The sequence below is a fragment of the Asticcacaulis excentricus genome, assembly GCF_003966695.1.
GTDB classification, from domain to species: Bacteria; Pseudomonadota; Alphaproteobacteria; order Caulobacterales; family Caulobacteraceae; genus Asticcacaulis; species Asticcacaulis excentricus_A.
The window spans coordinates 1,978,264-1,990,342 of sequence record NZ_AP018827.1 but is presented as its reverse complement, the minus strand read 5'-3'; the positions used below and the strand labels follow the sequence as shown (position 1 = coordinate 1,990,342).

The following is a 12,079-nucleotide window of genomic DNA, read 5'->3' as shown; positions in this document are numbered from 1 at the left end:
GGCGGCGGGAATCCTCACTTTTGGGGGCTGGGTTCGGGGTGTGCGAAGCGGGCATGTGATAGCCTTAGCAAGAATAACGGGACAGCGAAAGACTTGGGAGGGGCAGGATGGCGTTACCGACGCCGCGTAACATTGTCGAAGAACTGATCATCGAACGCGCACCGCGTCTGGCCTCATCGGTTGCGTGGCCCGTGGCGCGACCGATGTTGTATAGCCTGCTGGGCTACGAACGGGCCGTGCGTATGGCACAGGCGATTGCGAACCTGTCTGGAGCCGAAGCGCTTGACTATATCTCCCGCCTTCTGTCGCTTGAGGTTATGGCGCGCGGGGTCGAGCGTATCCCGGCCACGGGGCGCTGCGTCGTCATCTGCAATCACCCGACGGGCATAGCCGATGGCATTGCCGTCTATGACTGTCTGCGGAAAGTGCGCGCCGACATTACCTTTTTCGCCAATGCCGACGCCTTGCGGGTCAATCCGCGCTTTGCAGAGGTGCTGATCCCGGTCGAGTGGGTTGAGGCCAAGCGCACGCGCGAAAAGACCCGCGCCACGCTGAGTGCGGCACGCGCGGCGTTCGAGAGCGAGACGTGTGTGGTGCTGTTTCCCGCCGGGCGGCTGGCGCGACGCGGGGCGGACGGACAACTCAGTGATCCGCCGTGGCAGACCACCGCCTTGTCGCTGGCGCAGAAATACGACGCGCCTGTGGTGCCTATGCACCTGTCGGGTCCCAATTCGATGTGGTTTCACGCCTTCAACCGCGTCTCGCAGGAATTGCGCGACATCACCCTGTTCCATGAGTTCCTGAACAAGGCGGGTCAGCGATTCGACCTGACCGTTGGGCCGGTCATGCCGCCCCATCAGCTCGACGCCGAGGTGGGCCTGTTGTGCGAGCGGTTGAAGACCTATATCGAACGGGAATTGCCGCTCGATCCGGACCGCCCTGCCCTATGACCTTTTCCGACGATTGCTTTCTGGCCGACGATAGTACCACTGCCGAGTGGGGGGCGTGGCTGGCCACGCAGCTCAAAGTGGGGGACGTGGTCTATCTGCTGGGCGATCTGGGGGCTGGAAAATCGACCCTGGCGCGCGGCCTGATCCGGGCGCTGACGACGCCAGACGAAGACGTGCCGTCACCGACCTTCACCCTTGTTCAGACCTACGAAGGCCGCGATTTCGATATCGCGCATTTCGACCTTTATCGCCTGACGGACCCGGAAGAGGTGCATGAGATCGGCTTGTTTGAGCTGACCGACACGCATCTCTGTCTGATCGAATGGCCACAAAGATTGGGGCATTTCGCCTTTGACGCCCCGTGGATCGTGCGCCTAAAAGAAGAGGCTGCGGGCCGTCGCGTGACGCTTAAGCGGCCCGCCCCATAAGAGCTTTAAATGACCGATCGAGAAGACCTCCGCGTCCGTTTTCTGCAACAGGCGGGCCTTGACGAAGCACGGCGTGACCCGCTGCCCGGTGATGCCTCGACGCGGCGCTATGAGCGCCTGACGCGGTCAGACGGCTCAACCCTGATGCTGATGGATCAACCGCCGACGGGCGCGCAGCCCTGCCCACCGGACGCCAGTATCGAGGACCGTCAACGGCTTGGTTATTTTGCACAGACTCGTCTGTCTGCGGGCGATCTGACGGCGTTTGTCGGAGCGGCCAGCTATCTGAGCGCGCGGGGCTTTTCCGCACCGACCGTTTATGAGAGCGATCTGGACAACGGCCTGATCCTGCACGAAGACCTCGGCAATGCCCTGTTTGCCCGTCTGATCGAAGAGGGTGAGCACGAAGCGCCGCTGTACCTTTCGGCGGTGTCCGTGCTGGCGAAGCTGCACGAGGCGCCACCACCCGCCAAGGTGGGCGACTGGCCGCTGCTGACCTATGACGCGCTGGCGCTGAAAACCGGTGCCGACCTGTTTTTGGAATGGTTGCCGCAGTATGATCCCGGCTTACGCTTTTCCGAACAGGCGCGCGTCGATTGGGACGGCCTGTGGGCTCCGTTGCGTGCCGAAGCCGAAGCCGGCGCCAGCGTCTTCATCCACCGCGATTACCACGCCGAAAACCTGCTGTGGCTGGGGGGTCACGAAGGCGTGGCGCGCGTCGGCCTGATTGATTTTCAGGACTGCCTGAAGGCGCATCCGGCCTGGGATCTGCATTCGCTGTTGCAGGACGCCCGCCGCGATGTGTCACCTGAGGTGGAGGCGCTTTGCCTAGAGCACTATTTCAGCCTGCGCCCCGAACAGAACCGCGAGGCCTTTATGCGCCTCTACACAGCGCTGGCGGCGCTCAATCAGGCGCGTATTCTGGGCGTCTTCGCCCGGTTGGTCACGCGCGACCACAAACCACGCTATGAGGCCTTCATGCCGCGCATGTGGCGACATCTGGGGCGCAATCTCACGGCACCCGCACTGGCCGGGGTGCGGAACTGGTTTATGGCCAACGGTCTAGGGGGCCGCATCGCATGACACAGATCAAAACCGCTATGGTGTTAGCGGCAGGGCTGGGCACGCGGATGCGGCCGCTGACCGATGATCGGCCCAAGGCCCTGGTTGAAGTCGGCGGGCGCACGCTGATCGACCACATGATCGACCGCCTGAAAAGCACGGGCGTCGAACGCTGTGTGGTAAATGTCCACTATTTCGCCGATCGGCTGGAGGCGCACCTCAAAAGCCGCAACGATGTCGAGATCATCATTTCCGATGAGCGCGACAAGCTGTTGGAAACCGGCGGAGGCCTGAAAAAAGCGCGTCCACTGCTGGGCGATGATCCGATATTCGTCGCCAATATCGACAGTGTGTGGATCGAAGACGGCGGCCACGACCGCGCCATTGCCGATATGCTTAGGCAATGGCAGCCCGACGACATGGACGCCCTGTTGCTGCTGGCCGATATGGCGCGCTCCAGCGGTTTTGATGGGGCAGGCGACTTCTTCCTTGCTGAGGATCAGCGCCTGAGCTTCCGCGGTCAGGCCGTGTCCGCGCCCTTCAACTATATGGGTGTACACATCACCCATCCGGATATAGTGGCGGAAGTGGCCGAAGACGCCTTTTCCCTGACGCCCATCTGGCGGCAAAAGGCGGCCGACGGTCGCCTGTTCGGGGCCCGGATGCACGGCGACTGGATGCATGTCGGTGACCCCGCCGCGCGCGATGCCGCCGAAGCGCGGTTGCAACGGGCATGAAAAGCCGCGACCTCTTCGTCACCCCGGCCCCGCGCTGGTACTCCATTCCGTCCGGGCGGCCCTTCCTTGATGATCTGGCACGGGGACTGTGTGAGGCGCTGGGTGATGACCTGCCGCACGCCCTGATCCTCACCCCGACCCGGCGCGGCGCGCGTCAGATGGCGCACGCCTTTACCGATCAGTGCCGGGCCAAGGCCCTGCTTTTGCCGCAGGTGCGGGCGTTGGGTGATCTCGAAGAGGGGGAGCCACCCTTTGATCTGGAGCATCTGGGGCTCGACCTGCCGCCTGCCCTATCGGCGACGCGGCGGCGCTTCGAACTGGCGAAGCTGATCAAGGCGCATTACGAAAGCGATGTGCCGCTAAACGCACGAACGGCCCTGGAACTCGCTGATTCCTTGGCGAAATTTTTCGACTCCTTGGCTCTGGAAGAGGTGAAGGCCGCAGATAGACTGGACCGTCTTGTCCATGATCCGGACCTGTTGCACGACGGTATGGGGGCTTTGGCCGAACACTGGCAAGTATCGGCGCAGTTTCTGGCCATTGCCGTCGATCTGTGGCCGAAGCGTCTGGCCGAACTCGACAGGATGGACCCCAGTCAGAGGCTGGTGACGCTGATTCATCGCCTTGGCGATCAGTGGGAAAAGACCCCACCCACCCATCCGGTCATTATCGCCGGGACTACCGGCACCACACCGGCTACGGCGCGGTTGATGGGGCTGGCCTCGCGTTTTGAGCAAGGGGCCGTCGTCCTGCCCGGTCTCGACCTGTCGCTGGCCGAGGACGTGTGGGCGCAGGTCGGCGATTCGCACCCGCAGGGGGCCATGAAGGCCCTGCTGGATCGCCACCGGGTCAGCCGTGAAGTCGTCCATACCTGGCCTGTTTCGATCGAAGCTGACCGCGCGCGCCACGCCCGCCGGCGCGTCCTCAACGAAGCCCTGCGTCCCGCCGAGGCCACCAAGGACTGGCGTACCCAGATTGCCGCGCTGAAGGCTGGATCGGAAACCGCCATTAAGGACGGCTTGAGCGGCCTGACCCACATCGAAGGCCGCAATGACGAGGAAGCCGCCGCCGTCATCGCCCTTCTGATGCGCGAAGCGCTGGAAACACCGGGCAAGACGGCCGCCCTGATCACACCTGATATCACCCTGTCGCGGCGGGTAACGGCCCGATTGTCGCGCTGGGGTGTGCGCCCTGACTCCTCTGCGGGCGACGCCCTGATACACAGCCCGGTCGGGCGCTTCCTGCACAGCCTGCTCGATCTGATTCTGGAGCCCTTCGATGCGGTGAAGCTTCTGGCTTTGTTGAAGCATCCTCTGTCTCGCTTCGCCGACGACCGCCACACAAATAGTCTGGAAATCATAGGCTTACGAGGTGCCAAGCCTCGTGATGCCGACGAGGTTCTGAGCCGTCTGACGCAGAAAGAGGCTTTTGAGGCCGCTGGCCTATGGCAGGACTATGTCGGCACCTGCGCGGTCTGGCAGAAGCCAAAGACAGACCTGTCCGAATACGTTCGCACCCTGACCGTCTGGGCCGAATCCGTGGCCGCGCACGACGGGCAGGCCCTATGGAACGGAGCGGCAGGCGCTGCGGCGTCGGCGCTTTTGGCCGATCTGATCGCCGAAGGGCGCGATTTCGTGGTCGAGGACGATCAGGTCTTTGTCGATATTCTGCGCCGGGCGCTACGCACGGCTACCGTGCGCACCGGCGGGCACACCCATCCGCGCCTGACCATATTGGGGGCTATCGAAGCGCGCATGTTCTCGGCCGACCGATTGATTCTGGCCGGTCTGGAAGAAGGGGTGTGGCCGCAGGCGGCCGAAATCGACCCCTTCCTGTCACGCCCGATGCGCAAGGCGCTGGGCCTGCCCTCGCCCGAACGCCGCACCGGCTTGTCGGCGCATGACTTTGTGCAAGGCGCCAGTCAGCCGGAGGTGTGGATGGTGACGCGCCAGCGCCGCGAAGGCGAGCCGCAGGTGCAGTCGCGCTGGCTGTGGCGGCTGGAAACCCTGACCACCGGGGCGGGCGAACACCTGCCGACCCAACCGCAATGGCTCGATTGGGCACGGCGCATGGACGGCCCGTTGAGCGTCGTGCCTGAGGCCCTGAAACCCGCCGCCCGGCCCCAGCCTGCGCCACCGGTCGAGGCGCGACCCCTGCAACTGCCGGTGACGCAGGTCGAGATGCTGGAACGCGACCCCTATGCCGTCTATGCGCGATATGTGCTGGGCCTCAAACCCCTCGACCGGCCGAACGAGCCCTTCGAGGCCCTACGTCGCGGCACGGCCATCCACGCCGTCGCCGAAAAATTCGCGGCGGACGACATGCCTCTGGGCGAGGCCGGGGTGCAGGTCTTTTGCGACCTGCTGGAGGCGCAATTGCGCGCCGAAAACCTCAGCGAAGCGCAACTGGCCCTGCAACGCCCGCTGTTTCCCCTGCTGGCGCGCGATTATGTGGCCTTTGAGGCCGAGCGTCGCGCTGACCGTCCGCGCCTTCTGATCGAAGAGTCAGGCAAGCTGACCATTGACCTGCCGCGTGGCCCCTTCACCCTGACCGCCAAGGCAGACCGCGTGGAAATTCATGATCGCGGCGTCGATGTGATCGACTTCAAGACCGGTCAGCCACCGGCACCCAGGGCGGTGATTGCCGGCTTCTACCCGCAACTCACCCTGACTGCCGCCATCCTCAAATACGGCACTTTTAACGGCTTTGAGGACATCCATCGCGCCAAGGGGTTGGGCGAGCTGGTCTATGTGCGACTGGGGCAGGATGTGGTCAAACCGCGCGTGGTTTACGACAAAAAGAACCCGCTGAGCGCCGATGAGATGGCCGATAGCGCGCTGAGCCGCCTCAAGACGCGCCTGATGCAATACGAAAACCCCAGACAGGGCTATCTGTCCTGGCGCGCGCCGCAATACCGGCTGGAGCGCGGCGGTGATTACGACCAGTTGGCACGGCTTTATGAATGGCACGTTCTGGGCGACCGCGAGGCCGAACCCGCAACGGAGGAGGGCGAATGAACCCGCAAAACGCCGCCGCCGATCCGGAAGTATCGTGCTTCCTGACCGCCAATGCCGGTTCGGGCAAGACTTCAACGCTTGTCAACCGCGTGGCGCGCCTGCTGCTGCGCGGGGCGAAGCCAGAGCACATTCTGTGCGTCACCTATACCAAGGCCGCCGCCGCCGAGATGCAGGGTCGCCTGTATGAGCGGCTGGGCGGCTGGGCCGTGGCCGAAGACGAAAAGCTGGCCGATCAGTTGCGAGCCATCGACGAAAACCCTGATGATCTGGCCACGGCGCGCGCCCTGTTTGCCAAGGCGCTGGAAACACCGGGCGGGCTGAAGATTCAGACCATCCACGCCTTTTGCGAAAAGCTGCTGCGGCGGTTTCCGCTGGAGGCGGGTTTAAGCCCGTCGTTTCAGGTGCTGGACGATCTGATTGCGCGTGATCTGGCGCAAAAGGCGCTGGAAGGCTTGCTGACCCTGCCCGAAGGCGCGCACCGCGACCACCTGATCCGCACCCTGAAAGCCCAGAAGTTTGAACAGCTTCTGTCGCAGTTCATCTATCAGCACGACCGTATCCGCGAGGCGCTGGATACCCTTTTGGCCGCAGCGGAACACAACGGTCTGTCTTTTAGTGGTTACCTGTTCAAACGCCTTGATCTCGACCCGCCGATGACGCCGGAACAGGTGGTCGATGCCTTTGCCGACGGCCTGAACTGGGACGTGATGCCGGAAATGGCGCGGTCACTGGCCACCATCAATACCAAGGGCAATCAGAGCCTGTCGGAAACCTTGCTACGCCTGTCCGAAGCGCGCAAAAACGGCGAGCCGTTTGATTTTGAAACGCTCCATGCCGTGTTCTACACCGCCAAGGGCGAGCCGCGAAAAGACCTGTGCTCGTCCAAAAGCGCTCAGGCTGACCGCGATACGCTGGAACGCTGGCGCGAACCGCTGGCCGAGGCGGTGGAAAAGCGCAAGGCCGCCGAAACCGCGCTCAACACCCTCTATACGCTGCGGCTGTTTGAGGATTTCAGCGTCATCTATCAGGACCTGAAACGCCGCACCGGCGCGCTCGATTTTCAGGACCTGATCAGCCGCGCCAAGCGCCTCCTGTCCGGGGCCACCATGTCGCAGTGGGTACTGTTCAAGATGGATGGCGGGCTGGAGCATGTGCTGGTCGATGAGGGGCAGGACACGTCCGGAGATCAGTGGGATATCATTGATGCCCTTGTCGATGATTTTTTCTCCGGAGCGGGCGCGCCGATATTTCAGGCGCGCATTGACCGGACCATCTTTGCCGTGGGCGATGAAAAGCAGTCCATCTATGGCTTTCAGGGCGCCAAACCTGATTTGTTTTTAGGCAAGCGGCAATATTATCAAACCCGGGCTGAGCGCGCTGGGAAACGCTTCGTCGTGCCGCAACTGGTGCAAAGCTGGCGCTCCCTGCCGCAGGTTTTGGGCTTTGTCGATAGCGCCTTTGACGCCCCTGACCTCTCCGAAGCGCTTAACTTCACCGCCGAACGCATCCTCCACGATGCGCGCCGTTCCGAACGTCCGGCCACGGTCGAGCTGTGGCCGCCCATCTATCCCCTGCCTGTGCCCGATCTGGGCGAGAGCGATGACGAAGACATCGCGCCCGTCGATGCCTCCGGTGCGGCCCCGGCCAAGCGGCTGGCGCAACAACTGGCTTTCCATATCGCACAGGACATCAAACAGGGCCGCAGCGTTATCGACAAGGGGTCACGCCAGGCGCGCCCTATGCACGCCGGCGATGTGCTCATTCTGGTGCGCAAACGCGACGCTCTGTTCGAACATATTATCCGTGAGCTGAAACAGGCGGGCGTGCCGGTTTCCGGGGCCGACCGGCTCAAACTGTCGGACCACATCGCGTTTCAGGACCTGCGCGCCCTGATGCGCGTCTGTTTGCAGGCGGGCGATAGCCTGTCTCTGGCCGCGGTCCTGCGCAGCCCCCTGTGCGACCTCAGCGAAGACGACCTGTTCACCCTGACGCGCGACGAAAAGGCCAGTCTGTGGCAGGCGCTGAACCGTCTGGCCGAAGACAATCCGCGCTTTTCCGAAGCGCAGAACTTCATTGGCTGGGCCTTGTCCGAAGCGCCGCAGCGCACGGCGTTCGATTTTCTGGGTCTGGTGCTCAATCGCCGCGACGGCGCGGGCCGGACCCAGCGTCAGCGCTTCGTCACACGGTTAGGCGTCGAGTGTGAGGATGTGCTGGATGAGACGCTAAACCTGGCGCTGAAAGGCGAAGGGGTGGGGGCGATCGGCCTGATCGACTTCCTGAACCTGTGTGAATTCAATGCCTCGGAGATCAAGCGCGAACAGGAAGAGGGCGGCGACCGCGTGCGGGTGATGACCGTGCACGGCTCCAAGGGTCTCGAAGCGCCGTGGGTGATTCTGCCCATGGCCCCCGGTTTCAAATCGACGCGCAATGACGACCTGCTGCTGATGTCGGATGAGGGTGATCTGCTGGTGTCGGCGCGCGGCAAGGACGGTGACCCCGAAGCCGTCAGCGCGCTCAAATCCGCCCGCGCCTTACGCGAAGCCAAAGAAGGCTTGCGGCTGTTCTATGTGGCCCTGACGCGGGCGCGTGACCGCCTGACTTTGTGTGGTTATCGCGGCAGCCGCGCGGCGAATGGCCCCTTCCCCGACTGGTACGATCTGGCGCAGGACGGTTTCGACCGCCTGCCGCGTGAGGCTGTGGTGGGGGTAGAACTGGACACGGTGGTGGAGTTTGGTGCGCCCAAAGCGCCTTCCGAAAAGTGGGAACCGGTTTTCGGAAGCGCAGGCGCGTCTAAAAATGCTCACGAACCTTCTGAAAAAACGGAACTGCTTTTATTCGGCGAACGCGCACCGTTAATGACCGCTGAGGCGCAGGCCGCTCAGATACAGACCGGTCTACCTACTTTCATTTCCGCCGCGCCCACCCCCGATCCGGAAGCCGATGTCGTCTGGCGCGCTGTGTCGCAGCTCAGTGATGAGGATCGTTCCGCCGAAGACCGCGCGCCCTCGCCTCTGGCGGAACAGAAGGGGCAGGGACGATTCGGGCGCGGCCTGAAAATCCATAAGCTGTTTGAAATCCTGCCCGCCCTGCCCGTGGCCGACCGCGATGACGTAGCCGCACGCTGGCTGAAACGGCAGCCCGATCTAGACGACGCCCAGCGCGACGAAATCCGTCAGGCGGTGATGGGGGTGCTGACCGATGCGCGCTTTGCCGACGCCTTCGGGCCCGATTCGCGGCCGGAAGTGGCGCTGGCCGGACAGGTTGGTGTCAATGCGCGCGGCGAAGCGGTCTTTATGTCCGGACGCATCGACCGGCTGGTGATCGGGCCTGAGCGCGTGCTGGTCATCGACTATAAATCGAACCGCCCCGCCCCGGACAGCGCCGAAGAGGCCGCGGCCGACTATCAGCGGCAAATGGCGGGTTACGTTGCCCTTTTGCGGCAGATCTATCCGGACAAGTCCGTCGAAGCGGCGCTGTTGTGGACGGACGGCCCTAAGCTGACGCCCTTAAGCGAGGCTTTAGTAAATCTCAGGCTCAGCGAAATCAGGGGCCATTGATTTCTGATGCGGGCTTACTTACCTTTGTGACACGTTTGAATCTGTGCCCATTTCGGGCGAGATAGGAAGTGCACCCATGTCCACCGCCACCGTCAAGGTTACCGACGAGACCTTTGAAAACGACGTCCTCAAATCCGACAAGCCGGTTCTGGTCGATTTCTGGGCCGAATGGTGCGGCCCGTGTAAGCAGATCGCCCCGATTCTCGACGAAGTGGCCGAAGCCTATGGCGACAAGCTGACCGTGTCGAAGATCAATATCGACGATTCCCCCCTGACGCCGTCGAAGTTCGGCGTGCGCGGCATCCCGACCATGATGCTGTTCAAGGACGGCAAGATGACCTCGATGAAGGTCGGGGCCATGCCGAAGTCGAAACTGGTCGAATGGCTGGCCGAAGCCGGTATCGCCTAGTCTTGAAGCCAAAAGCTGATAGGGTGCGGGCGTGGAGCGCAGGCTTCACGCCCGCATTGTTTTTTTGCACTCCCCCCGGCACATCAGCGACATGGCGGCAACAGCGTACAATATCCTGATCAATGGCAAGGCGGGCACGGTCCTGAACCTGGGGCACGACTCCATCACCGCCGCGATTGAAGCCAGCGGCATGGCGGTGAACGAACTGCTGTTCGCCGAGCCCGCTGAGATGGAAGCGGCCCTCGACCGCTTCGCTCAATCTCCGCATCCTCTTCTGGTGGGCGGCGGTGACGGCACCTTGCGCTCGTGCGCCGATACCCTCAGCCGCAAGAACAAGGCCTTTGGTATCCTGCCGTTCGGCACCATGAACCTGCTGGCGCACGATCTGGGGATGAACACGCTGGATGAGGCGCTGAAAGCCTATGCCAAAGGCGCTTCAGAAACGCGGATCGACGCCGGTGAAATCAATGGCGAGCTGTTTCTGTGCTGTGCCTCGGTCGGCGTTATGCCCGAAGCCTCGGTGTTTCGCGAACAGCACCGCACCAATAACTTCCTGCTGATGGTGCCCTACCTGTTCTGGTTCGTAGCCGACTATTTCGAACGGCGCAAAAATGCGCGCATCGTGCTTCAGAATGGCAAGCGTCTGCATCGCTTCCGTTCGCCCGCCGTCGTCATTTCAGCCAATCGCTATGCCGATACGACGCGGATCGACGAGAGTAATTTCAAGCGCAATGACCTTCAGGGCGGGGAACTGGCGGCCTATATCGCTTCGACCCGCACCCGTGTCTCGCATCTGCGCTTTCTGACCCGGCTTCTGGTCGGCAACTGGAAGTCGGACCCGGACCTGACCGAACTGACCGGGACGCAGATGACGCTGTGGACGCGCCATCGCAAGGAAAAGGTCTCGGTTGATGGCGAGGTGACGGACCTCAAGACGCCGCTGGAGATCAAGCTCAAAGCGCGCTACGTGCCCCTGCTGATCCCGTTGCGCGAGGCCTGAATGCGCATAGCCCATATTTCCGACCTGCACTTCGGGGCGCACGACCGGTGCGTGACCGAAACCCTGATCAGTACCCTGATCGAGCTGGAACCCGACCTGGTGCTGGCCAGCGGAGACATCACGCAGGATGCAACAGTGGCCGAATTTGCCGAAGCCGCAGACTTTTTTAAAATTTTACCCATGCCGGCCTTTGTCATTCCTGGCAATCACGACCTGCCGGGCCTTGACCTGCGCCGCTTCATCCAGCCGTGGAAGCGATACCGCGACCATATATCCAAAGAGCTTGAGCCCGAACTGCACGCGGATCTGGTCGATATCAAGGGCATCAATTCGGCGCGTATGATCCTGCCGGCGCTCAACTGGGCCTATGGCTCGATCAGCGCGCGTCAAAGACAGGATATTGCTGACTTCTTCGGGGCCTCGACGACGCCGTGGCGCGTGCTGACCGTGCATCACCCGCCGCTTAACCCGTCGGAATTTCCGCTGGATGTGACGGTGTTCAACAGCGACAAATTCCTGAAAACCGTCGGCGAGCAAAAGGTCGATATCGTTCTGTCGGGCCACCAGCATCATGCCTATGTCGAAACGCGGGTGATGAATGGGCACACCACCCTGTTTGTCTGCGCCTCGACCGCCATGTCGGTACGTATCCGCAAACAACCGCAGGGTTTCAACCTGCTGGATTTCACAGACAAGAGCGTGCGTATCGAACTTCACCAACTCAGCGGCGATCGCTTTGTGACCCAGTCGGCAGTGACTCACACCAAGGTGTAGCCCCTCTCGACAAGTTGCAGGATTTATAGACGGTGGCAACCGCCGAAGATGCTGACCGCATCCGGCGGTTGAAGACACGAGACTGTCTCATCTGCATTCATGGCATGAGACAGTCTCGAACAGAATACCAAGTTTCATTTTCAAT

The 12,079-nt window shown here is 62.3% G+C and carries 9 protein-coding genes; all 9 read left to right on the top strand.

Features of this window, described 5'->3' with window-relative positions; all coding sequences use genetic code 11:
• The first annotated feature begins 107 nt into the window (after nucleotides 1-107).
• The 9 genes from EM6_RS09235 to EM6_RS09195 all read left to right on the top strand — a co-directional run bounded on the left by EM6_RS09235 (nucleotide 108) and on the right by EM6_RS09195 (nucleotide 11,934).
• On the top strand, nucleotides 108-950 hold the full coding sequence (locus EM6_RS09235; RefSeq protein ID WP_126422150.1) for a GNAT family N-acetyltransferase: 843 nt from the start codon (nucleotides 108-110) through the stop codon (nucleotides 948-950).
• Nucleotides 947-1,378, top strand: coding sequence for a tRNA (adenosine(37)-N6)-threonylcarbamoyltransferase complex ATPase subunit type 1 TsaE (gene tsaE, locus EM6_RS09230; RefSeq protein ID WP_126422148.1), 432 nt, complete (start codon nucleotides 947-949; stop codon nucleotides 1,376-1,378). The genes EM6_RS09235 and tsaE overlap by 4 nt, the downstream gene beginning before the upstream one ends.
• Before the next feature lie 9 nt (nucleotides 1,379-1,387).
• Nucleotides 1,388-2,461 carry an N-acetylmuramate/N-acetylglucosamine kinase AmgK gene (amgK, locus tag EM6_RS09225; protein WP_126422146.1) on the top strand — a complete coding sequence of 358 codons (1,074 nt, stop codon included), beginning with the start codon at nucleotides 1,388-1,390 and terminating at the stop codon, nucleotides 2,459-2,461.
• Nucleotides 2,458-3,177 carry an N-acetylmuramate alpha-1-phosphate uridylyltransferase MurU gene (gene murU / locus EM6_RS09220; RefSeq protein WP_126422144.1) on the top strand — a complete coding sequence of 240 codons (720 nt, stop codon included), beginning with the start codon at nucleotides 2,458-2,460 and terminating at the stop codon, nucleotides 3,175-3,177. Before amgK ends, murU begins: the two co-directional genes overlap by 4 nt.
• Nucleotides 3,174-6,194 (top strand): PD-(D/E)XK nuclease family protein, encoded by a 3,021-nt coding sequence (locus EM6_RS09215; protein WP_126422142.1) that lies wholly within the window; start codon nucleotides 3,174-3,176, stop codon nucleotides 6,192-6,194. The genes murU and EM6_RS09215 overlap by 4 nt, the downstream gene beginning before the upstream one ends.
• Nucleotides 6,191-9,751 carry a double-strand break repair helicase AddA gene (addA, locus tag EM6_RS09210; RefSeq protein WP_126422140.1) on the top strand — a complete coding sequence of 1,187 codons (3,561 nt, stop codon included), beginning with the start codon at nucleotides 6,191-6,193 and terminating at the stop codon, nucleotides 9,749-9,751. The genes EM6_RS09215 and addA overlap by 4 nt, the downstream gene beginning before the upstream one ends.
• Nucleotides 9,752-9,827: 76 nt before the next feature.
• Nucleotides 9,828-10,160: a thioredoxin TrxA gene (gene trxA / locus EM6_RS09205; protein WP_126422138.1), complete on the top strand. Its 333-nt coding sequence runs from the start codon at nucleotides 9,828-9,830 to the stop codon at nucleotides 10,158-10,160.
• A gap of 91 nt (nucleotides 10,161-10,251) precedes the next feature.
• Nucleotides 10,252-11,160 carry a diacylglycerol/lipid kinase family protein gene (locus tag EM6_RS09200; RefSeq protein WP_232037039.1) on the top strand — a complete coding sequence of 303 codons (909 nt, stop codon included), beginning with the start codon at nucleotides 10,252-10,254 and terminating at the stop codon, nucleotides 11,158-11,160.
• Complete coding sequence (locus EM6_RS09195) at nucleotides 11,161-11,934, top strand: metallophosphoesterase family protein (RefSeq protein WP_126422134.1); 774 nt, start codon at nucleotides 11,161-11,163, stop codon at nucleotides 11,932-11,934.
• Nucleotides 11,935-12,079 lie beyond the last annotated feature (145 nt).

Excerpts from the sequence above, each read along its gene's own strand:
- EM6_RS09235 (WP_126422150.1), top strand. The coding sequence starts at position 108 with ATGGCGTTACCGACGCCGCGTAACATTGTCGAAGAACTGATCATCGAA.
- tsaE (WP_126422148.1), top strand. The coding sequence starts at position 947 with ATGACCTTTTCCGACGATTGCTTTCTGGCCGACGATAGTACCACTGCC.
- amgK (WP_126422146.1), top strand. The coding sequence starts at position 1,388 with ATGACCGATCGAGAAGACCTCCGCGTCCGTTTTCTGCAACAGGCGGGC.
- murU (WP_126422144.1), top strand. The coding sequence starts at position 2,458 with ATGACACAGATCAAAACCGCTATGGTGTTAGCGGCAGGGCTGGGCACG.
- EM6_RS09215 (WP_126422142.1), top strand. The coding sequence starts at position 3,174 with ATGAAAAGCCGCGACCTCTTCGTCACCCCGGCCCCGCGCTGGTACTCC.
- addA (WP_126422140.1), top strand. The coding sequence starts at position 6,191 with ATGAACCCGCAAAACGCCGCCGCCGATCCGGAAGTATCGTGCTTCCTG.
- trxA (WP_126422138.1), top strand. The coding sequence starts at position 9,828 with ATGTCCACCGCCACCGTCAAGGTTACCGACGAGACCTTTGAAAACGAC.
- EM6_RS09200 (WP_232037039.1), top strand. The coding sequence starts at position 10,252 with ATGGCGGCAACAGCGTACAATATCCTGATCAATGGCAAGGCGGGCACG.
- EM6_RS09195 (WP_126422134.1), top strand. The coding sequence starts at position 11,161 with ATGCGCATAGCCCATATTTCCGACCTGCACTTCGGGGCGCACGACCGG.